This is a genomic window from Variovorax sp. CF313 (genome assembly GCF_000282635.1).
Classification (GTDB): domain Bacteria; phylum Pseudomonadota; class Gammaproteobacteria; order Burkholderiales; family Burkholderiaceae_C; genus Variovorax.
Genome location: NZ_AKIW01000020.1, coordinates 1 through 21,591, shown reverse-complemented (window position 1 = coordinate 21,591; position 21,591 = coordinate 1). Strand labels below are relative to the sequence as shown.

Annotated in this window: 21 protein-coding genes; 13 read left to right on the top strand and 8 right to left on the bottom strand. The window is 66.5% G+C overall.

The window, feature by feature from the left end:
• The first annotated feature begins 177 nt into the window (after positions 1-177).
• Both rpmB and rpmG read left to right on the top strand, forming a co-directional pair.
• Positions 178-411: a 50S ribosomal protein L28 gene (gene rpmB / locus PMI12_RS06310; protein WP_007830293.1), complete on the top strand. Its 234-nt coding sequence runs from the start codon at positions 178-180 to the stop codon at positions 409-411.
• Between the two features lie 11 nt (positions 412-422).
• Positions 423-596: a 50S ribosomal protein L33 gene (gene rpmG, locus PMI12_RS06305; protein WP_007830291.1), complete on the top strand. Its 174-nt coding sequence runs from the start codon at positions 423-425 to the stop codon at positions 594-596.
• 176 nt (positions 597-772) lie between these two features.
• On the opposite strand, the gene PMI12_RS06300 is transcribed toward rpmG, so the two are convergent.
• From PMI12_RS06300 to PMI12_RS06290, 3 genes are all read right to left on the bottom strand, one after another.
• Positions 773-1,987 carry a DesA family fatty acid desaturase gene (locus tag PMI12_RS06300; RefSeq protein ID WP_007830285.1) on the bottom strand — a complete coding sequence of 405 codons (1,215 nt, stop codon included), beginning with the start codon at positions 1,985-1,987 and terminating at the stop codon, positions 773-775.
• A gap of 132 nt (positions 1,988-2,119) precedes the next feature.
• Positions 2,120-3,391, bottom strand: coding sequence for an RsmB/NOP family class I SAM-dependent RNA methyltransferase (locus PMI12_RS06295; protein WP_007830283.1), 1,272 nt, complete (start codon positions 3,389-3,391; stop codon positions 2,120-2,122).
• Between the two features lie 41 nt (positions 3,392-3,432).
• A complete protein-coding gene (locus tag PMI12_RS06290; protein WP_007830280.1) occupies positions 3,433-5,286 on the bottom strand; it encodes a M48 family metallopeptidase in 1,854 nt (617 codons plus the stop codon).
• A gap of 50 nt (positions 5,287-5,336) precedes the next feature.
• Between PMI12_RS06290 and PMI12_RS06285 the strand changes: the two genes are divergently transcribed.
• Positions 5,337-5,570: a DUF1653 domain-containing protein gene (locus PMI12_RS06285; protein ID WP_007830278.1), complete on the top strand. Its 234-nt coding sequence runs from the start codon at positions 5,337-5,339 to the stop codon at positions 5,568-5,570.
• 69 nt (positions 5,571-5,639) lie between these two features.
• Here the strand turns inward: PMI12_RS06285 and PMI12_RS06280 are convergent, their stop codons facing one another.
• Positions 5,640-5,957 (bottom strand): I78 family peptidase inhibitor, encoded by a 318-nt coding sequence (locus PMI12_RS06280; protein ID WP_007830276.1) that lies wholly within the window; start codon positions 5,955-5,957, stop codon positions 5,640-5,642.
• Between the two features lie 37 nt (positions 5,958-5,994).
• Positions 5,995-6,591 (bottom strand): phosphoribosylglycinamide formyltransferase, encoded by a 597-nt coding sequence (gene purN, locus PMI12_RS06275; RefSeq protein WP_007830274.1) that lies wholly within the window; start codon positions 6,589-6,591, stop codon positions 5,995-5,997.
• 131 nt (positions 6,592-6,722) lie between these two features.
• Between purN and PMI12_RS06270 the strand changes: the two genes are divergently transcribed.
• The 5 genes from PMI12_RS06270 (at position 6,723) to PMI12_RS06250 (ending at position 11,963) form a co-directional block, all read left to right on the top strand.
• A complete protein-coding gene (locus PMI12_RS06270) occupies positions 6,723-7,904 on the top strand; it encodes an acyl-CoA dehydrogenase family protein (RefSeq protein WP_007830272.1) in 1,182 nt (393 codons plus the stop codon).
• Between the two features lie 12 nt (positions 7,905-7,916).
• Positions 7,917-9,032 carry an acyl-CoA dehydrogenase family protein gene (locus tag PMI12_RS06265; protein ID WP_007830269.1) on the top strand — a complete coding sequence of 372 codons (1,116 nt, stop codon included), beginning with the start codon at positions 7,917-7,919 and terminating at the stop codon, positions 9,030-9,032.
• Between the two features lie 183 nt (positions 9,033-9,215).
• A complete protein-coding gene (locus PMI12_RS06260; RefSeq protein ID WP_007830263.1) occupies positions 9,216-10,577 on the top strand; it encodes an alpha/beta fold hydrolase in 1,362 nt (453 codons plus the stop codon).
• Positions 10,578-10,590: 13 nt separating this feature from the next.
• Complete coding sequence (locus PMI12_RS06255) at positions 10,591-11,379, top strand: enoyl-CoA hydratase (RefSeq protein ID WP_007830261.1); 789 nt, start codon at positions 10,591-10,593, stop codon at positions 11,377-11,379.
• 152 nt (positions 11,380-11,531) lie between these two features.
• A complete protein-coding gene (locus tag PMI12_RS06250) occupies positions 11,532-11,963 on the top strand; it encodes a hypothetical protein (RefSeq protein WP_007830258.1) in 432 nt (143 codons plus the stop codon).
• 34 nt (positions 11,964-11,997) lie between these two features.
• Here PMI12_RS06250 and PMI12_RS06245 read toward each other — a convergent pair whose 3' ends face one another.
• The 3 genes from PMI12_RS06245 to PMI12_RS06235 form a co-directional block, all read right to left on the bottom strand.
• Positions 11,998-12,774, bottom strand: a complete 777-nt coding sequence (locus PMI12_RS06245; protein WP_007830256.1) for an alpha/beta hydrolase family protein — start codon at positions 12,772-12,774, stop codon at positions 11,998-12,000.
• The gene (locus PMI12_RS06240; RefSeq protein ID WP_237726051.1) at positions 12,758-13,924 is read right to left on the bottom strand and encodes a DUF3182 family protein; all 1,167 of its coding nucleotides are present in this window, start codon (positions 13,922-13,924) and stop codon (positions 12,758-12,760) included. Before PMI12_RS06240 ends, PMI12_RS06245 begins: the two co-directional genes overlap by 17 nt.
• Positions 13,925-14,067: 143 nt before the next feature.
• The gene (locus PMI12_RS06235) at positions 14,068-14,628 is read right to left on the bottom strand and encodes an HNH endonuclease (RefSeq protein ID WP_007830252.1); all 561 of its coding nucleotides are present in this window, start codon (positions 14,626-14,628) and stop codon (positions 14,068-14,070) included.
• Between the two features lie 165 nt (positions 14,629-14,793).
• Between PMI12_RS06235 and PMI12_RS06230 the strand changes: the two genes are divergently transcribed.
• The 5 genes from PMI12_RS06230 to PMI12_RS06210 all read left to right on the top strand — a co-directional run bounded on the left by PMI12_RS06230 (position 14,794) and on the right by PMI12_RS06210 (position 21,545).
• Positions 14,794-15,831 carry a bifunctional riboflavin kinase/FAD synthetase gene (locus PMI12_RS06230; RefSeq protein ID WP_007830250.1) on the top strand — a complete coding sequence of 346 codons (1,038 nt, stop codon included), beginning with the start codon at positions 14,794-14,796 and terminating at the stop codon, positions 15,829-15,831.
• A 131-nt stretch (positions 15,832-15,962) separates the two neighbouring features.
• Positions 15,963-18,812, top strand: coding sequence for an isoleucine--tRNA ligase (gene ileS / locus PMI12_RS06225; RefSeq protein ID WP_007830248.1), 2,850 nt, complete (start codon positions 15,963-15,965; stop codon positions 18,810-18,812).
• Complete coding sequence (gene lspA / locus PMI12_RS06220) at positions 18,812-19,327, top strand: signal peptidase II (protein WP_007830246.1); 516 nt, start codon at positions 18,812-18,814, stop codon at positions 19,325-19,327. Before ileS ends, lspA begins: the two co-directional genes overlap by 1 nt.
• 144 nt (positions 19,328-19,471) lie before the next feature.
• Complete coding sequence (locus PMI12_RS06215; protein WP_007830244.1) at positions 19,472-20,491, top strand: LacI family DNA-binding transcriptional regulator; 1,020 nt, start codon at positions 19,472-19,474, stop codon at positions 20,489-20,491.
• Between the two features lie 43 nt (positions 20,492-20,534).
• Positions 20,535-21,545: an ABC transporter substrate-binding protein gene (locus tag PMI12_RS06210; RefSeq protein WP_007830241.1), complete on the top strand. Its 1,011-nt coding sequence runs from the start codon at positions 20,535-20,537 to the stop codon at positions 21,543-21,545.
• Positions 21,546-21,591 lie beyond the last annotated feature (46 nt).

Sequence of the window (21,591 nt, the reverse complement as noted above, 5' to 3'; positions counted from 1 at the left end):
CGAGCCCCAAAAGGGCTATAATCCAAGGCTTTGCCGAAACAGGGCCCTCTCATGGGGATTCCTGGCATACAGGCAAAGCCGGGGTACCGCCACCCGTTTTCTGGCGAGGTCAAGCTGCAAAACACCTGCAATCGCCACGATTGCGCCGGTGCCAGCTGTTCAAGAAAGAGTGTCCACATGGCACGCGTATGCGACGTAACGGGCAAAGGCCCGATGGTCGGAAACAACGTTTCCCACGCCAACAACAAAACCAAGCGCCGGTTCCTGCCGAACCTGCAATACCGCCGTTTCTGGGTCGAGACTGAAAATCGCTGGGTTCGCCTGCGCGTTTCGAGCGCTGCACTGCGCCTGATCGACAAGAACGGTATCGACGCCGTGCTCGCAGACCTGCGCGCACGCGGCCAAGCTTAAGGAGCTGAAACATGGCAACGAGCAAAGGCGGACGCGAAAAGATCAAGCTGGAATCCACCGCGGGTACCGGCCACTTCTACACGACCAGCAAGAACAAGAAGACGATGCCTGAAAAGATGTCGATCATGAAGTTCGACCCGAAGGCGCGCAAGCACGTCGAATACAAGGAAATCAAGCTGAAGTAATTCGGCCCTCTGGTTCTCCCAAACAAAAAACCCGCTGCTTACCCAGCGGGTTTTTTGTTGCCTGCAGTTTTCGCTCTCGCCCTCCCCTCATCGGAAAAGCGGAGCATGCCGCAAGAAACGACAGGCGTAAAAAAGCCGGCAATCAAGCCGGCCTTTTGATTGGCGCGTGGCTCGCGTCAGGCGCGTGCAGCGCGCAGGCGGGTCGAGAAGTCGCGCAGGCCGGCAATGCCGCTGGCTTCCGCCCGGTGGCACCAAGCTGCCAGATCGGCGGCCAGCTGCTCGCGCGACTGGGAGGTGTTCAGCCACAGCTGGCGCAACTCTTCGCGCATCGTGGCCATCTTGTCGAGCACGGGGTGGGCGGCGCGGGCCTGCACCACATGCGAACGGGCCGCGGCAGGCACCTTGTCGTCGTCGCGGTGCAGCCAGCGCTTGGCAGCCTTGAGCACCGACAGGTCGGCCCCCTTGGTCTTCAGCGCGTCCAGCTCCTGGCTGGTGGCACGGCGCATTTCGCGCGCATAGCCAGCCATGACTTCATAGCGGTTGGCGATGACGGCCTCGAGCGTCTTCTCGTTGGCCACGGGCTGGATATCACCCATCAGCATCTTCGGCGGCACCTTCTTGACCTTGGCCCAGCCGAGCTTCTGGAACACCTGGATGTAGATCCAGCCGATGTCGAACTCGTACTTCTTGACCGAGAACTTGGCCGAGGTCGGATAGGTGTGATGGTTGTTGTGCAGCTCTTCGCCACCGATGATCAGGCCCCAGGGCATGATGTTGCGGCTGGCGTCCGGCGCCTCGAAGTTGCGATAGCCCCAGTAGTGGCCGATGCCATTGATGACGCCGGCGGCGGTGATGGGGATCCAGAGCATCTGCACGGCCCACACGGCCATGCCAAGCGTGCCGAACAGCGCCAGGTTGATCACGAGCATCAAGCCCACACCCTGCCAGCTGTAGCGCGTATACAGGTTGCGCTCGATCCAGTCATCGGGCGTGCCGTGGCCGTAGCGCTCCATCGTTTCCTTGTTCTTCGACTCGGCGCGATACAGCTCGGCGCCGCGCCAGAGCACTTCGTCGATGCCCTTGACCTGCGGGCTGTGCGGGTCGTCGACGGTTTCGCACTTGGCGTGGTGCTTGCGGTGGATGGCGACCCATTCCTTCGTCACCATGCCCGTGCCGAGCCACAGCCAGAAGCGGAAGAAATGCGATGGGATCGGGCCCAGATCCATGGCCCGGTGCGTCTGCGTGCGGTGCAGGAAGATCGTGACCGCGGCAATCGTGATGTGCGTGGTGACAAGCGTGTACAGCACGACTTGCCACCATGCGAGGTCCCACAGGCCGTGTCCGAGCCATTGGATAGCCGCATTCAGGACGGCCGAGTCAGGAAGCAACATTGAGTCAGGTACTCCATGGCCACACGAAGGTGCAGCCTTTAGATAACCCGCGATTTTAAAGCGGCAGGCCTAAAGCAAAGCCTTTAAACCTTCAAGAAAAGCGCAGATTAACCCTAGTTTGGAGTTCCGCCTCTATTTCCGGTTCCACGCCGCGGCGAAGAAACCGTCGGTCGAATGACGGTGCGGCCACAGCCGCAGGTAGCGGCGGCCGCCCTCCCCGCCGGCGCACAGCGCCTCGGAGCCCTCGACTTTCAGGCCCTGCAACAGCTCCGCCGCATCCACGGGCACGAAATCGGGGTTGGCGGCGCCGAAGGCCTCCGCAATCGCCTCGTTTTCCTCCGGCAGCACGCTGCACGTGGCATAAACCAGACGGCCGCCCGATTTCACGAGCCGCGCCGCGCTTTGCAGGATTGCCGTCTGCTTGACCGTCAGTTCCTCGACCGATTTGAGCGACTGGCGCCATTTCAGGTCAGGATTGCGCCGCAGCGTGCCCAGCCCCGAACAGGGCGCGTCGACCAGCACGCGGTCGATCTTGCCCGCCAGGCGCTTGATGCGGTCGTCGCGCTCGTGCGCGATCGCGGCCGGATGGACGTTCGAGAGCTTGCTGCGCGCCAGCCGCGGCTTGAGCGCGTCGAGGCGGTGCGCCGAGGTGTCGAAGGCATACAGCCGGCCGGTGTTGCGCATCGTCGCGCCGATGGCCAGCGTCTTGCCGCCGGCACCGGCGCAAAAATCGACCACCATCTCGCCGCGCTTGGCGTCCAGCAGCAGCGCCAGCAGTTGGGAGCCTTCGTCCTGCACCTCGATGGCGCCACGGGCAAAGGCGTCCAGCTTGGTCAGTGCCGGCTTGCCGTCGATGCGCAGGCCCCAGGGCGAGAACGGGGTTGCTTCCGATTTGATAGCAGCCTTCGCAAGCTCCGCCTTCACATCCGCGCGCTTGTCGGTCAGCGCATTGACGCGCAGATCGAGCGGTGCGGGCTGCTGCAGTGCTTCGACCAGCGGCCAGAAGCCGTCGCCCAGCTGCGCCTTGAGCGGCGCCACCAACCACTCGGGCAGGTTGTGGCGATGGCGTTCCAGCAGGTCGTCCGGCTTGACGGCGTCGCAGTTGTCGAGCCAGCGCTTTTCGGTGTCGTTGAGCGCGCTCTTCAGAAAATCGCGCGGGCCATGAAAGCCCAGGATCGCCATGCGGCGCTCCTTCGAGCCACTGCCCGAGGGCGAAAGGTGATCGAACAGCAGCTTCTTGCGAAGCACGGTGTAGACGGTTTCGGCAAGCGTCGCGCGCTCGCGCGGGCCGAACTCGCGGTGGTCGCGGAAGAACCGCGAAACGACCTGGTCGGCCGGGTGATCGAATTTCAGGACAAGGCCGACCAGATCGGCGGTGGCCTCCAACAGGGCTTTGGGGTGCATCCCCCGATTGTCTCAGCCGCCGCCCCGTCCAGTCCGAAGGGCTATGCGCCGCGCATCCAGACGGCTCCGAAGGCCTCCCGCTCGACGTCTTCCAGCTTGGGCGAATGGCCAGCCCACAGCACCAGCGCGGCGCCCGGCAGCGTGAGGGTCTGCTCCAGCTGGCGGCACAGGTTCCAGCGGTCTTCGTCGTCGAGCCCCGGTAGCTCGACGAACACGATATAGGCTCGGCGCCACGGGAATTCGTGCAGGTTCTTGCGCACCAGCCAGGCCCGCGAGGCAGGCAGGCAGCGCACCAGGTCGGCCCGCAGTTCGCCCAGCTCGAAATCGTTCAGGTCGTGCCGCGAGATCTGGCTGAAGACCGGGGTGCCGGTGATCTCTTCCCAAGCACGCGTCTCGGCCTCTTCCGCCTCCTTGAGACGGCCGCGCCACAGCTTCAGCGCCTCTTCATCGTGCGGCCCCGCGTCGGGATCTTCGAGCGAGGCCACGGCGCTCCTGGCCGCCCACCAGCGGCTGGCGGCGCCGGAGCCGTGCAGCCGTTCGAGCACGGCAAGACGCGCTTCCCGATCGCTCGCCGGCAGCATCTGGGCCAGCCCGCGCAGCGCGCCGGGATGCTCCGGCGCGATCTGCAGGGCGCTCTCGTAGCGCACGCGCACGGGGGCGGCGGGATCGAGCCGCCGCTCGGAATCGGCCCACTCGACCATCTCGTCGGGCGTATTGCGCTCGCCACGCGCGGCCAGCACGGTGATGCGCTCGCGGATGCGCGACCGGTGTGCATGGTGCTGCTTCCAGTCGGAGGCGTGGGCGCGGCGCCATTGTTGGTCGAAATGCTCGATCCATTGCTTTTCGTCGGCCAACAGCTCGAGTGCCGGGCGCATCGACCACTCGGGCATGACCGCCTTCTGGTCGAGCGCCTCCAGGCGATCCCGCAAGACGGGGTGGGTGTCTTCGAGGTCGCTGACGCGGCGCATCGCCTCGCGCAGCGCCTGGCGGGCGAAGTCTTCGCCGGGCGGCGTATGCACGCGCTTGCGCAGGGCCTCGAACGGGCCCGGAGGCTGCGGCTCATGCTCGGCGCGGGCCCAATGCCAGGGCCAGAACTCGTTGGCGTACCAGTTGCCCTTGATCGCGATCTCGGTCAGTGCAGCCGCCGCCACGGAAGCGCCCAGCAGCCGGCCCGAGATGCGGTCGGCTTCGTACTCGTCCTGGCGAGCCAGCGCGAAGGTCTTGGCCGCGAAGCGTGGGAAGTACCAGCGGAAGAAGGCCTGCGAAAACAGCGCCATCACGCCCTCGTTGCGCTGCAGGTCGGCATCGAGCTTGAGCCACGACAGGCGGGTGCGGTAGATCCAGGCGCTCAGCTTGCCGTGGTTGCCGCGCAGATGGCCGTATTCGTGCGCCAGCACCGACAGCAGCCGCCGCCGGTCGAGCATCATCATCAGCGGCAGGCCGATGCTCAGCGAGTTGACGGCGCCGCCGAACAGCCCGAAGCGCGGCACCTGCCGGATGCTGGCATTGAATTCGTCATCGAGATAGACGTGGTGGACCGGCGGCCCCTTGATCTTGCCGCGGATGCGGTCCAGCGCCTCGAAGAGTGCCGGCGCGTCGGCCCTGCGGATTTCCACGCCCTCGGGCTCGTCGAAGCGCACCCAGAGCGCGCGCAGCGTGGCCCACAGCAGCCCCAGGGCGAACAGCAGCAGCCAGCCCCGCGTGAAATTGGAGCGCGCTCCCCCGATCGAGGAAACCACCCAGACAATGATGCCCACCGAAAGCCCGAGACAGCCCAGTACCCACAGGTAGCCGAGCGCGGCAAAGGCCGCGACGCTGCGTCGATAGCGCGCACCGTCGTCCGCGCTGGCGTGCTCGCTCAGTCGAACCAGGTGAACAAAATCAGCGCGATCCATCCGACTCCCGTCAAATCAAGCCCCGACAGTTTTTGAAGAAAGAAGCCCCGTTGAACGACGAAGACCTCCCGCCCCTGATCGAAACGCCCCCCGGCCGCTACCGCCACTACAAGGGTGGCGAATACGAAGTGATCGGCACCGTGCGCCACAGCGAGACGCTGGAGCCGATGACGCTGTATCGCGCCCTGTACGGCGCCCATGGCCTCTGGGTCCGGCCGGCCGCCATGTTCGGCGAAACCGTCGAGATCGACGGTACGCCCCGGCAAAGATTCACCCCGATCTAGCCAGGCAGGCAGTGCATGCCCGCCTTGCCTGAATGAACTGCTACATTTTTCGTAGCAATTCCGGTTCCATCAACCGCAGCGGACGTCCGTCACGCGGCTGCGGGCGTCGACGTCGAGATTGAGCCGACCGCCATTGAGTTCTGTCGTGGCCGCGTCGCCGGGCTTCAGCACGCGCACCGTGCCGGCGGCTGCACGCACGCGGGCGGCGGCTTCGAGCTGGGGCGTCAGCGGCTGGCCCACGGCAAAGCGGGCGCCATCGGCGTTGCACTGGTAGACCGGTTCAGGCGGCGGCGCAGCAGGTGCCGGGGCGGGCGCGGGCGCCGGAGCGGCACAGGCCGCCATCAGGGCGGCGCTGGCAACGGCCAGCAGCAACGATTGGGTTTTCACTTTCTAAGCTCCCGAAAACCCGCGAATATAAACAACTTTACCGATTGTGACTCGATGTATCTGCCAGCCACCCGGCAATAGCACACGGATACAACAGATGCTCCTGCGCCAGCACCCGCCCGGCCAGGGTGACCGCCGTGTCGTCGGGCAGCACGGGCACGACGGCCTGGGCCAGTATCGGTCCGTGGTCGAGCTCGGTGGTCACCTGATGGACCGTCACGCCCGCCACCTTGCAGCCCGCCTCGATGGCGCGCTGGTGCGTGTGGAGTCCCGGGAACGCCGGCAGCAGCGAGGGATGGATGTTCACCAGCCGGCCGGCGTAGCGTTCAACGAAGCCCGGCGTCAGGATGCGCATGAACCCCGCCAGCACCACCAGGGCCGGCGCGTAGCCGTCGACCGCCGTCGCCAGCGCTGCGTCGAAAGCTTCGCGGGTGGCGAAATCCTTGTGCGGGATGACTGCGGTGTCGATGCCGTGCGCCTTGGCGATTGCCAGTCCGCCGGCCTCGGCCTTGTTGCTCACCACGGCGGCGATGCGTGCGCCGAAGCGCTCGGCCCAGCGGTCGCGCTCGGCGGCGCGCACGATGGCTGCCATGTTGGAGCCGCCGCCGGAGATCAGGATCACGATGTTCTTCATGGGAAGGCGGGATTATCTGTGCCCACGCTTGTCGCGGCGCGGACACCGTTTCACAGCACGACCGTGCTAAAACTCACGGTTCCGGAGACACACCGCGTCTGCGGTGAACCGATCAACACAGCGAGGCACGCATGGATTTGAGCTTCACACCCGAAGAACAGAAGTTCCGCGAAGAGGTTCGCGCCTGGGTCAAAGAGAACCTTCCCCAAGAGATTTCGCACAAGGTGCACAACGCGCTCGAGCTGACGCGCGACGATCTGCAAGGCTGGGCCAGGATCCTTGGCAAGAAGGGCTGGCTCGGCTACGGCTGGCCGAAGGAATTCGGCGGCCCGGGCTGGACCGCCGTGCAGCGCCACCTGTTCGAGGAAGAAACCGCCCTGGCTGGCGCGCCGCGCATCATCCCGTTCGGCCCGGTGATGGTGGCGCCGGTGATCATGGCCTTCGGCAATGCCGAGCAGCAGAAGCGCTTTCTCCCCGGCATCGCCAGCGGCGAAGTCTGGTGGAGCCAGGGCTACAGCGAACCAGGTTCGGGCTCCGACCTCGCGTCCGTGAAGACCAAGGCCGAACGCAAGGGCGACAAGTACATCGTCAATGGCCAGAAGACCTGGACCACGCTCGGCCAGCACGGCGACTGGATGTTCAACCTCGTGCGCACCAGCAACGAAGGCAAGCCGCAAACGGGCATCAGCTTCCTGCTGCTCGACATGAAGTCGCCCGGCGTGACCGTGCGCCCCATCAAGCTGCTCGACGGCGGCCATGAAGTGAACGAGGTGTTCTTCGACAACGTCGAAGTGCCCGCCGAGAACCTGATCGGCGAGGAGAACAAGGGCTGGACCTACGCCAAGCACCTGCTCTCGCACGAACGCACCAACATCGCCGACGTGAATCGCGCCAAGCGCGAACTCGAGCGCCTCAAGCGCATCGCGAAGAGCGAAGGCGTCTACGACGACCAGCGCTTCCGCGACGAGATCGCCAAGCTCGAGGTCGACATCGTCGCGCTCGAGATGATGGTGCTGCGCGTGCTGTCGGCCGCCACTTCGGGCAAGAACTCGCTCGACGTCGCGGGCCTGCTCAAGATCCGCGGCAGCGAGATCCAGCAGCGCTACAGCGAACTGATGATGCTGGCCGGCGGCCCGTATTCGCTGCCGCTGATCCGCGAGGCGATGGAAGCCGGCTGGCAGGGCAACTTCCCGGGCGGCAACCCGGCGCTCGCGCCGCTGACGTCCACCTTCTTCAACATGCGCAAGACCACCATCTACGGTGGCTCGAACGAAGTGCAACGCAACATCGTCGCGCAGACGGTTCTGGGCTGAGGAGACAAGAACATGGATTTCAACTTCACCGACGACCAGGAACAACTGCGCGACGCCGTTCGCAAGTGGGTCGACAAGGGCTACGACTTCGAGCGCCGCCGCGGCATCGAGGCCAAGGGCGGCTTCTCGCGCGAGGCCTGGGACGAACTGGCCGAGCTTGGCCTGGGCGGCCTGTACATCAGCGAGGACGACGGCGGACTGGGCATGGGCCCCGTGGCAGGCATGGTCGTCATGGAAGAACTGGGCCGCGGCATCGTGCTGGAGCCCTTTGCGCAGACGCTGATCGCCGGTGCGGTGCTCAGCGGCTATGCCGGCGCAGACACCAAGGACAGCTGGCTGCCGCGCATCGCGGGCGGCCAGGCCATCGTGGTGCTGGCGTACCAGGAGCGCAAGGCACGCTGGCGCCTCGACGTGTGCGAGGCCACGGCCGCCAAGTCGGGCGACGGCTATGCGCTGACCGGCGCCAAGAGCGTGGTGCCGGTGGGCGACGAAGCCGACGCCTTCCTGGTGCCCGCCAAGGTCGGCGGCAAGATCGCCCTCTTCCTGGTCGAGCGCAGTGCCAGCGGCGTCGAGGCCCGCGGCTACGGCACGCAGGACGGCGGCCGCGCGGCCGAAGTGGTGTTCGACAAGGCCGATGCGACGCTGGTCACGCTCGATGGCCTGGCCGCGCTCGAATACGCGGTGGACGTCGGCATTGCCGCCACCTGTGCCGAAGCCGTCGGCGTGATGGACAAGACCATGGCCGTCACCGTCGACTACATGAACCAGCGCAAGCAGTTCGGCGTGGCCATCTCGACCTTCCAGGCGCTGCGTCACCGCGTCGCCGACATGAAGATGCAGCTCGAGCTCGCGCGCTCGATGAGCTACTACGCGACGCTCAAGCTCAACGCCCCGGCGGACGAACGCCGCCAGGCGCTGGCACGAGCCAAGTACCAGCTCGGCGTGTCGATGCGCTTCGTGGCCGCGAACTCGGTGCAGCTGCACGGCGGCATCGGCGTGACCGACGAATACATCGGCAGCCACTATTTCCGCAAGCTCACACAGATGGAAATGACCTTCGGCGACACGCTGCACCACCTGGGCGAAGTGTCGGCCCGCATGCAGGACACCGCCGGCGTCTTCGCCTAGGACAAGGCTCGCCCCCAGGGCTGCGCGCACTTCGTGTCGCTGCGCCACCCCCCTACCGGGGGCAACACCTGCGGCCCGGCAAAGCCGGTTCCGCGGTGTTCCGCTAGCATCCAACGCCCGCTCGCTTCGCGCCGGCGGGCGTTTTTCACTTGGCCCCTCACTCCCGGACCCCAGGAACGAAACATGCAGACTCGCCGCTCTCTTCTGGTCGCCATGGCCGCCACCGGAACCACTGCCGCCATGCTGACCGCCTGCGCCACCTCTCCCACGCCTTCCTACACCGAGCGCCCGCCCATCGTGTTCATGCACGGCAACGGCGACTCGGCCGCGCTCTGGCAGACGACGATCTGGCGCTTCGAGTCGAACGGCTGGCCGCGCGAGCGGCTCTTCGCTGTCGACCAGCCGAACCCGGTCGCGCGCGACGACGACGCCGTGGCCCAGGCCGGGCGCAGCTCGACCGGCGATTCGGCGGTGTTCCTGAAGGCCGAGGTCGACAAGGTGCTGAAGGCCACCGGCGCCAGCAAGGTCGTGCTGATCGGCAACTCGCGCGGCGGCAACACCATCCGCAACTACGTGCAGAACGGCGGCGGCGCGGCCGTGGTGAGCCATGTGGTGCTGGGCGGCAACCCGGCGCACGGCATCTGGGTGGTGAAGGGCTTCCGCGAGAACAACGAGTTCTCGGGACTGTCCGGCTTCATGCAGCAGCTCAATGCGCCGAAGGGGCCGAACGGCGAGGAGGTCACGCCGGGCGTGAAGTGGATGACCCTGCGCTCGGACAACAACGACAAGTATGCGCAGCCCGATGGCGTGTGGATCGGCGCGCCCGGCAAGCCGACGAACATCGGCTTCGACGGGCCGGCGCTCAAGGGCGCGACCAATGTGGTGCTGCCGCGCGTCGATCATCGCGAGACCTCGTTCTCGCCCGCGGCGTTCGCAGCGACCTGGCAGTTCCTGACCGGGCAGGCGCCGCGCAGCACCGACGTTGCGGCCGAGGCGGATGTCGTGCTCAACGGTCGTGCGCTCGGCGCGGAAAATCTTCCGCTGAACGGCGCGAAGGTCACCGTGTACGCCGTCGCCCCTGCCACCGGCGTGCGGCTCGGCGAGGCCGTTTTCACCAAGTCGGTCGGCGCCGATGGCCGCTGGGGGCCTTTCAAGGCGCGCGGCGACGCGGCCTACGAATTTGTCCTGGCCACGCCGAGCTACGGCACCACGCACATCTACCGCAGCCCCTTTCCGCGCAGCAGCAGCGTCGTGAACCTGCGGCCGGAACGCATCATTCCGGCCGACAACGGAGCCAGCGCGGTCGTCGTGTTCACGCGGCCGCGCGGCTACTTCGACGCACAGCGCGACACCATGCGCTTCGACGGCAAGAGCCCTCCGACAGGTGTGCCACCCCAGGGCTCGGGCGTTTCGACCTCGCGGCTGCGCATCGAGGGCGGTGGCGCCCCGCGCGCGGTGACCGGTGAATTCAACGGCGAGCGCATCACGGGCCTCACGTGGCCGGCCGCGAGCGAGCACACGACCGTGCTCGAACTGACCTACTGAAGCGAGGCCGGCCATGAACGACGCGAGCACGCCCTTCGTCCTGCAGGCGCGCGACAGCCGCGGCGTGGCCACGCTGACGCTGAACCGGCCGGCCTCGTTCAACGCGCTGTCGGAAGGCATGCTCGGCGCGCTCGAGCAGGCGCTCGGCGAGATCGCGGCAGACGACAGCATTCGCGCGGTCGTCATCGCGGCAGCGGGCAAGGCCTTCTGCGCGGGCCACGACCTGAAGGAAATGCGCGCCGCACCCTCGCTCGGCTACTACCGGCAGCTGTTCGAACGCTGCGGCGCGATGATGCTGTCGATCCAGAAGCTGCCGGTGCCCGTGATCGCGCGCGTGCACGGCATCGCGACGGCGGCGGGCTGCCAGCTCGTCGCTGTCTGCGACCTGGCGGTGGCGTCGAGCGAGGCGCGCTTCGCGGTCAGCGGCGTGAACGTGGGGCTGTTCTGCGCCACGCCGAGCGTCACGCTTTCGCGCAACCTCGGCCGCAAGGAAGCCTTCGAGATGCTGGTGACGGGCGATTTCATCGACGCGCGGGAAGCGCGCGAGAAGGGGTTGGTCAACCGCGTGGCGCCGCCCGAGGAACTCGACGCGGCCGTCGAGACACTGGTGGCCAGCATCGTCGCCAAGCCCCGCAAGGCGCTAGCGCTGGGCAAGGCCCTGTTCTATCGCCAGATCGAAACCGGCATCGAGGCCGCGCTGGCCGATGCCAGCCAGACCATGGCCTGCAACATGATGGACGAGAGCGCACTCGAAGGCGTGCAAGCTTTCATCGACAAACGCCCGCCGGACTGGAAGCGCTGAGAAGAAAGTCCACTGCCCGTCGGCATGCGCTTACGGCCGCACCGAAAGGCGTCCTACCGCCTCCATGACCTCGATTCCTAAGATGGATTTTCGGTGTCGGATCCCCCATGCCTTTTGCTGGAGATCCGATGCCGACGTCAAGGAGATTGATCATGGAAAAGCTCATGCAGATCTGCGCGGCAATCGCATTCCTTGCGATGCTGCCCGCGCAAGCTCAAGTGAACACGCCACCGCCGGCCTCCGTCGACCCCGCCATCGCCGAACTCAAGGCTGGCCGCGACAAGATCGCCGCCGACTACAAGGCCGACCGGGCGGCATGCGATGCCATGAAGGACAACGCCAAGGACGTCTGCATCGAAGAGGCCAAGGGCAAGGAAAAGATCGCCAAGGCTGAACTCGACCAGAAGCTGAAGCCCAGCGACAGCAATGCACGCAAGGTGGCGGAGGCCAAGGTGGAAGCGGCCTACAGTATCGCGAAGGAAAAATGCGACGACCAGAAGGGCGATGCGAAGTCCGCATGCGTGAAGCAGGCCAAGGCCGACGAGGCCAGGGGCATGGCCGAAGTCAAGGCGATGAAAAAGTAGCTGGCCGGCTTTCGGCTTGGCGGCGCGCGCCTGCTCAGGCCGAACTGCTGGCAACCGGCTTCGTGATGGTCGCCGTCGCCCGGGCTCCGAGCGTCATTTCGGTGATCCACGAGACCAGCAACGAGCCGTAGGCCTGCCGCGACTCCTGTTTGGACAGCGCGTGATCCGCGCCGGAAAGCACGCGGTAGGTCACCGATTTCACCCGCTTGAAGGCAGCCAGGTAGTTCTCCACCACGGGGTGGGGGACGATCTGGTCGTCCTCCGACTCGACGATGAGGACGTCGCCGGCAAAGGCCGCGCATGCCGCCAGTGCCCGGTTGTCGCCGGGTCCCACGAGCGAGCGGCGGTAGGCCACGAGGTCGGACCGGCTCAGCTTTCCCTTGGGCGTGTCCCACTCGCGGTCGCGGTAGAGCGCCGGCGCACGCAGCGCGAGCCAGCGCACCGGCCGCAGGGCGCTTACCAGCGAAGCGAGATACCCGCCATAGCTGCTGCCGACGATGGCGATGGCGCCGGGGTCGACGGTCGGATGGCCGACCAGCACGTCGTACGCAGCCAACACATCGCGCAGATTGTCTTCGCGGGTCACCTCCAGGCGCTGCGCCGCGTGGCGCGCATGCCCTCGCAGATCGAAAGTCAGGCACACGCAGCCCAGCGCCGCGATTTCATTGGCCCGCTTCAGGTATTGCTCCTGGCTTCCATCCCAGCCGTGGACCAGGAGCACACCGGGCACCATGGTCGACGCGGCAAACAGCGTGCCCTGGATGTGCTGGCCGTCCACGGCAATGTCGATGAGGCTATGGCGTGTCGGCATGTCGCTTCAGCAGTGTGAATTTCGAAAGCCGCCCGATCTCGCGGTCGATGCCGTGGTAGGCCACGATGGCATCCGCGGGTGGCGCGGCCGCTCCGTAGACCTCGAAGGAGGACGCGCGCACGCGGTCGCACTTCGGATGCGCGTGGAACGCTTCGAGCGCCGCGATCTCCGCGCCCGTGGCGCCACCCACGCGCCACGACTGCTCCAGCACCCCCGAACGCCAGTCGCCTCGGCTGCCCATGCCCTGCGCCACGTCATAGTTCACCCGCGAGGCGAAGAAGCCCGGGTAGCAACCGGACACGGCCCGGTGGTAGTGCCGCGCCTGCTCGATCGCACGGCGAAGCGGCGGCGCCGGATTCACGACGGCGAGCAGCCTGTCGAAATCGCCGCGCACGAGCATGAGGTCGGAACCACCGTAGACCTCCTGCCCGGCGTTGTCCCGGGTCGAACGCTGCTCGCCGCAATAGCTGGCGACAAGGTGCTCCACGCTCACCTGTCCGACGCTGTACGTCCTCGGCCGGTCGAGGTTCTCCTCGAGCACGAGGCCTCGGGTCGTGATCTCGGTCTCGTCCATGGCATCGAGACAGCGGTCGAGCGCATCGACGCTTCCCACGACGACCTGCCCACGTCCACCGGTCGCGATCACCGGCTTGACCCGTGCGAGGCCGCCGTCGAGCAGCATGCGCCCCGCCTTGCGCGCCTCTTCGCGTGAGAAGCACGAATAGCCGGGGAGTACCGCCTCCGCGGCCTCGGTCGCGAAGCGCGGGGACCAGCCCGCCGGCCGCGAAGCATCGGCACCGATCAACGGATGGGTGAGCGCCTTGGTGGCGACGAAGGGGTATGGCACCACCCCGCCGAAAAGGTCGTCCACGCCGGTGATGCCCGTCGCGCGCACGAGCGCCGGATCGGTCAGGGTGTCGCTCGGCACGAAGTAGGGCACGCTGCCGTAGGCTTGCCGAGGATCGTAGACGCCCGCGAAAGTGCAGCCCTTGAGGGCCGCCAGCCGCCGTGCGAAGTGGGCGCGCGTGGCATGCTCGTGCTCGGTGCAGTAGCCGTGCGGGTCCACGTCCCAGGTCACGACGCTGCGAAGGCCTGGCGGCAGACGGGACGAACCCGACACCTCGGGGCCGGAGCCGGGGAGCGGTTTCAAGGCGATGCTCATGGCGCCTCCTCGCATGTGCACCCCTCCTCGACGGAGGAAGAAGTTCCGCCATGTTCGGCAAAACGATGCTGCGCCCGGTCGGAGGGCGCAGCGGATGCGCGTGGGAGCAGTCTGGCGCGAAGCGCCTCGGCCTAGCCGTCGTGGAGCCGCGAACTCTGTGGCAGGTGCGCCATCAGGAATTCCATCTGGTCGGCCAGGATGCGGCGGTTGCGCAGAATGAAGTCTTCCCAGAGGCTGGGCACGTAGGGCGCGTAGAGCAGCGGCATGTTCGCCTGCTCGGGCGTGCGGCTGCTCTTGCGATGGTTGCACGGCTTGCAGGCCGTGACCACGTTCATCCAGGTGTCGATGCCTCTCTGGGCAAACGGGATGATGTGCTCGCGCGTGAGTTCGTCTTCATGGAAATGCCCGCCGCAGTAAGCACAAACGTTGCGGTCGCGCGAGAACAGCTTGCTGTTGGTGAGCCCGGGCCGCTGCGTGAAGGGATTGATGCGCGGCACGCCCTTGGTGCCGATGATGCTGTTGATCGCGATCTGCGACTGCTCGCCCGTGATCGCGTTGTGGCCGCCGCGGAACACCGCCACCTGCGCGCCCACTTCCCAGCGAACTTCGTCCGCCGCGTAGTGGATCACCGCCTGTTCCAGCGAAATCCATGACTGGGGCAGCCCTTGGGCCGACAGCTTCAAGACCTTCACACACGACTCCTCGAAACGAGAAAACCACGCAGAGACCAGAGACTCGGGGTGCATCGGCGACTCACGCCAGACCACGCACTGCGTCACAATATACCGGCTTTGTGACAAATCGGCCTGATTCGCCCATTCGACGGGCGAAAGGCGCTATCAAAAAGATACTCACCGATGCAGGTTTTTCGCGGCTTCCGGCACCCGGGCGTAGCTCCGGCCTGCGCCCTCACGATCGGGAATTTCGACGGCGTCCACCGTGGCCACCAGGCCATGCTGGCGCTGCTGCAGACCGAGGCCCGCCACCGCGGGCTGCCGAGCTGCGTGCTCACCTTCGAGCCGCACCCGCGCGACTATTTCGCCGCCGTCACCAGGAAACCCGACCTGGCGCCGGCGCGCATCGGCACGCTGCGCGACAAGCTGACCGAGCTGGCGGCCTGCGGCGTGGCCCAGACCATCGTGCTGCCGTTTGACGGCCGGCTGGCGTCCCAATCGCCCGAGGCGTTCATCCAGAACGTGCTGATCGACGGCCTGGGCGCGCGCTACGTGCTGGTCGGCGACGACTTCCGCTTCGGTGCCAAGCGGGCCGGCGACTACGCCATGCTCGACGCGGCCGGCGAGGCCCGCGGTTTCGACGTCGCACGCATGAACAGCTACGAAGTGCATGGCCTGCGGGTGTCCAGCTCCGCCGTGCGCGATGCGCTGGCCGAAGGCCGCATGGCCGACGCCCACACCCTGCTGGGCCGCCCGTACACCATCTCGGGCCACGTGGTCCATGGCCGCAAGCTGGGCCGCGCGCTGGGCGCCTCCTCGCCGGGCAAGGACGATGGCTTTCGCACCCTCAACCTGCGCTTCAAGCACTGGAAGCCGGCTGCCAGCGGCATCTTCGCGGTGCTGGTCCACGGCCTGGCCGAGCAACCGCTGCCGGGCGTGGCCAACCTCGGCGTGCGGCCCTCGCTCGACGCCAACGACGTCAACGCCGGTCGGGTTCTGCTGGAGACGCATTGCCTTGAGTGGCCCTCGCATCTGGGCGCCGAAGGGGCCTACGGTAAAATCGTCCGCGTGGAACTCCTGCACAAACTGCACGACGAATTGCGCTACACCAGCCTCGAGGCCCTCACTGCGGGCATCGCGAAGGATGGGCGCGACGCACGTGCGTTCTTTGCATCGACCCACGCCGAAACCCACCGCCAGACCACGCGCGATCGAATTTAGCCCTGCACGCACCGTGCTGCCGCCCTTCGACAAGCTCAGGGTGAACGGCTTTACCTTCCGCACCGACGCGCTCCTTTTTTTCCGGGCAGTTCGGGCCGAGCCTGTCGAAGCCCCCTGTTTCGCACCCCAACATGTCTGACGCTGCCACCTCCACCGACTACCGTTCCACGCTGAACCTGCCCGACACCCCCTTCCCGATGCGCGGCGACCTGCCCAAGCGCGAACCGGGTTGGGTGAAGGAATGGAATGACGAGGGCCGCTACCACCGCCTGCGCGACGCCCGCCACGGCGCGCCCAAGTTCATCCTGCATGACGGCCCGCCCTACGCCAACGGCCAGATCCATATGGGCCATGCGGTGAACAAGATCCTGAAGGACATGATCACCAAGGCGCGCCAGCTCGAAGGCTACGACGCGCTCTACGTGCCCGGCTGGGACTGCCACGGCCTGCCGATCGAGAACGCCATCGAAAAGCAGTTCGGCCGCAACCTCAGCCGCGACGAGATGCAGGCCAAGAGCCGCGCCTACGCCACGGAACAGATCGCGCAGCAGATGGCCGACTTCCAGCGCCTGGGCGTGCTGGGCGAATGGGATCATCCCTACAAGACGATGGACTTCGCCAACGAAGCCGGCGAGCTGCGCGCGTTCAAGCGCGTGATCGAGCGCGGCTTCGTGTACCGCGGCCTGAAGCCCGTGTACTGGTGCTTCGACTGCGGCTCCTCGCTCGCCGAATTCGAGATCGAGTACGCCGACAAGAAGAGCCAGACCCTCGACGTGGCCTTCAAGGCGCACGAGCGCGAGAAGGTGCTCAAGGCCTTCGGCACCGACCACACGATCCTCGGCGACATCTTCGCCGTGATCTGGACCACCACCGCGTGGACCATCCCGGCCAACCAGGCGATCAACCTGAACCCCGAGCTGGAGTACTCGCTGGTCGACACAGAGCGCGGCCTGCTGATCCTGGCCAACTCGCTGGTCGAGATGTGCATGACGCGCTACGCGCTCGACGGCAAGGTGCTGGCCACGGTCAAGGGCGAGGCGCTCGGCGGGCTCGAATTCGAGCATCCGCTGTACGACGTGGACGCCGGCTACCAGCGCCTGTCGCCGGTGTACCTGGCCGACTACGCCACCGCCACCGACGGCACCGGCCTGGTCCACTCCTCGCCCGCCTACGGCGTGGATGACTTCAACTCCTGCATCGCCCATGGCGTGGCGTACGACGACATCCTGAACCCGGTCCAGGGCAACGGCAGCTACGCCCCCGACTTCCCGCTCTTCGGCGGGCAGAACATCTGGAAAGCCGTGCCGGTCATCATCGCGGCGCTGCGCGATGCCAACCGCCTGCTGACCACCGAGACCATCACCCACAGCTATCCGCACTGCTGGCGCCACAAGACGCCTGTGATCTACCGCGCCGCAGCGCAGTGGTTCGTGCGCATGGACGAGGGCGAAGGCGTGTTCACCAAGGACAAGGCACCCAAGACGCTGCGCCAGACCGCGCTCGACGCCATCGAACAGACCAGTTTCTACCCGGAGAACGGCAAGGCCCGCCTGCACGACATGATCGCCGGGCGGCCCGACTGGTGCATCAGCCGACAACGCAGCTGGGGCGTGCCGATCCCGTTCTTCCTGCACAAGGATTCGGGCGAGCTGCATCCGCGCACCATGGAAATCCTCGACCAGGCCGCCGACATCGTCGAGAAGGGCGGCATCGAGGCCTGGAGCCGCGTGACGGTCGAAGAGATCCTCGGCGCCGAAGACGCGCCGCACTACACCAAGAGCACCGACATCCTGGAGGTGTGGTTCGACTCGGGCTCGACCTTCTATCACGTGCTGCGCGGCACGCACCCCACGGTGCACCACGACACCGGCCCCGAGGCCGACCTGTACCTCGAAGGCCACGACCAGCATCGCGGCTGGTTCCATTCGTCGCTGCTGATCGCCTGCATGCTGGAAGACCGTGCGCCGTACAAGGGCCTGCTGACGCACGGCTTCACGGTCGATGCCAAGGGCATCAAGATGAGCAAGTCGCTCAAGAACGGCATCGACCCACAAGAGATCAGCAACAAGCTGGGCTCGGAAATCATCCGCCTGTGGGTGGCCGCGAGCGACTACTCGGGCGACATCGCGGGCGACGACAAGATCCTGGCGCGCGTGGTCGATGCGTACCGCCGCATCCGCAACACGCTGCGCTTCCTGCTCGCGAACACGAGCGACTTCGACATCCAGAAGGATGCGGTGCCGCTCGACCAGCTGTTCGAGATCGACCGCTATGCGCTCGCGCGCGCTTCGCAGTTCCAGGCCGAGATCCTCGCGCACTACAAGGTGTACGAGTTCCACCCGGTGGTGGCCAAGCTGCAGATCTACTGCTCGGAAGACCTGGGCGGCTTCTACCTCGACATCCTGAAGGACCGCCTCTACACGACGGCCCCGGGTTCGCTGGCGCGCCGCAGCGCACAGACCGCGCTGTGGCACATCTCGCAAGCCATGCTGCGCTGGATGGCGCCGTTCCTGAGCTTCACGGCCGAAGAGGCCTGGAAGATCGTGGGCACGGGCAAGCCGGGCGAATCGATCTTCGCGCAGACCTACAGCCAGTTCCCCGCATCTGACGAAGCCCTGCTCGCCAAGTGGACGCGCATCCGCGAGATCCGCGACGCGGTGAACAAGGACATCGAAGCCGTGCGCGCCGAAGGCAAGGTCGGCTCGTCGCTGCAGGCCAACCTGCAGCTGACGGCACCGGCCGACGACTTCGCGCTGCTGGGCACCCTGGGCGAGGACCTGAAGTTCGTCTTCATCGCCTCGGCCATCGAACTGGCGGCCGGCGACGCGCTGTCGACGGTGGTCACGCCGAGCGCCGCGCAGAAGTGCGAGCGCTGCTGGCACTACCGCGACGACGTGGGCCACGACCCGGCGCATCCCACGATCTGCGGCCGTTGCACGAGCAACCTGTTCGGCGCCGGCGAATCGCGGAGCGTTGCCTGATGGCGGCGGCACGTTCCATGTCGGCATCGCGTTCACGCGGCGGCAGCAGCATCTGGCCCTGGCTCGGGCTGGCAGTGATCATCGTGATCATCGACCAGTTCACCAAGACGCTGATCCTGGGCTACTACAAGCTCGGTGACGCAACGTACGTGACGGGCTTCTTCAACGTCGTGCGTGCGCACAACACCGGGGCGGCCTTCTCGTTCCTGGCGGATCACTCGGGGTGGCAGCGCTGGCTGTTCACAGTGATCGGCGTGGGCGCCGCGGTGTTCATCGTGTGGATGCTGAAGTCCCACGCCGGGCAGAAGCTGTTCTCGTTTTCGATGGCCTGCATCCTGGGCGGCGCCATCGGCAACGTGGTCGATCGGATGATGCACGGCTATGTCGTGGACTTCCTGAGCTTCCACGCCGGCAACTGGTACTTTCCTGCTTTCAATGCCGCGGACAGCGCCATCACGCTGGGCGCCATCTGCCTGATCCTGGACGAGATCCGGCGGGTTCGCCGGGGCAAGTAACTTGTTCTCAGGGGCCTACGGGCCCCTTCTTATTTGGGTCTGCCCTCTCGCGAAAGTCCGAGGGTTTCTCCCCGCTTTCTCGCGATGTCATAACAAAGTCATACTGCGGCGGTCCAATGTAATCGATTACATGAACACCGCACGATGAGCATCCAAGCCGTTGCAGCCAAAGCCGGGGTCTCCGTGGCCACCGTGTCGCGGGCCTTCAACTTTCCCGGCAAGGTGACGCCCGTCACCCGCGAACTCGTGGAGCGCGTGGCGCGGGAGCTCAACTATGTGCCGAACGCCAGCGCGCGCACGCTGCGCACCCAGCGCAGCCGTGTGCTCGGCGTGGTGCTCCCCACACTGCTCAACCCGACCTTCGCCGAGTGCCTGCAGGGCATCGCGCGCGCGGCCATCGCGGGCGGCTACGCGATCATTCCCGTCACCACCGGCTACCGGCTCGATGAAGAAGAACGCGCGGTGCAACTGCTGCTGGCCGGCAATGTCGACGGGCTGATCCTCGTAGTGTCGAATCCTTCGACATCGGCCGCGCTGCCCCGGCTCCAGGCGGCGGAGGTGCCTTATGTGCTGGCCTACAACCGCCACGCGGACCACCCCTGCGTGTCGGTCGACAGCGAAGGCGCCGTGGCCGATGCCGTCGCGCGCCTCGTGCTGCTGGGCCATCGCCGCATCGCGATGGTCAGCGGCACGCTCGCCGCGTCGGACCGTGCGCAGCAGCGCTATCGCGGCTACCTCAGGGGCATGGCGGAGGCCGGGCTCGCCGCGCCCGCGCTGATCGAAGTGCCTTTCGTCGAAACCGCGGTCGATGCGCTCTCGCACCAGCTGCAGGCGCGCCGCCGCCCCACCGCGCTGATCTGCTCGAACGACCTGCTGGCCATCCGCAGCATCCGCGCCGCGCACTTGAGCGGCCTGGCGGTGCCCGACGACCTCAGCGTGGTCGGCTTCGACGGCATCGCGCTCGGCGAAGACCTCACACCTGCGCTCACCACCATCGCGCAGCCCAACAGCGACATCGGCCGCCACAGCGTCGAGCTGCTGATCCCGGCCATCGCCGGGGGCGCGACGCTGCAGCCCGACGCGAGCCTGCTGCTTGCCCATGCCTTCCGAGACGGCGAGTCGTGCGCTTCGGCGCGCGAGGACAACAACGCCGCGATTCCCTGACCTTCCCTCGTTCTCCGACCACATCCATCCAAGGAGTCCCACCATGTCACTTCGCTTCAACCGCCTGGCTCGCCTCGGCATCCTGGCCGCCGCGCTCGCCGCCGGCAGCGCCATGGCCCAGACCGCCATTTGCTACAACTGCCCGACCGAATGGGCCGACTGGGGCACGCAGCTGAAGGCCATCAAGGCCAAGACCGGCATCACCGTGCCGGCCGACAACAAGAACTCGGGCCAGTCGCTCGCGCAGCTGGTCGCAGAGAAGGCCAGCCCCGTGGCCGACGTCACCTACCTCGGCGTGACCTTCGCGGTGCAGGCCGCGAAAGACGGCGTGGTCGAGCCCTACAAGCCCGCCGCCTGGAAAGACATTCCCGACGGCCTGAAGGACCCGGCCGGCAACTGGTTCACCATTCACTCGGGCACGCTCGGCTTCATGGTCAACGTCGACGCGCTCAAGGGCAAGCCGATCCCGAAGTCGTGGGCCGACCTGCTCAAGCCCGAGTACAAGGGCCTGATCGGCTACCTCGACCCGGCCTCGGCCTTCGTGGGCTATGTCGGCGCGGTGGCGGTGAACGAAGCACGCGGCGGCACGCTCGACAACTTCAAGCCGGCCATCGACTACTTCAAGGCGCTGCAGAAGAACGAGCCCATCGTGCCGAAGCAGACCTCGTACGCGCGCGTGCTGTCGGGCGAGATCGCGATCCTGCTCGACTACGACTTCAACGCCTACCGCGCCAAGTACAAGGACAAGGCCAACGTCGCCTTCGTGATCCCGAGCGAAGGCACGCTGGCCGTGCCCTACGTGATGAGCCTGGTCGCCAAGGCCCCGCACGCGGCCGATGCGAAGAAGGTGCTCGACTTCACGCTGTCCGACGAAGGCCAGGCGATCTGGGCCAAGGCCTATCTGCGGCCGGTGCGCGCGAGCGCCATGCCCAAGGACATCGAAGCGCAGTTCCTGCCGGCGAGCGAATACGCCCGCGCCAAGAGCGTGGACTACGGGCGGATGGCTGCCGCGCAGAAGGCCTTCTCTGATGAGTATTTGAAGGAAGTGCGCTAAGCCTCGGCGCTCGTTCGGGGCTCGATCACGCCGACGGGGTACCTTG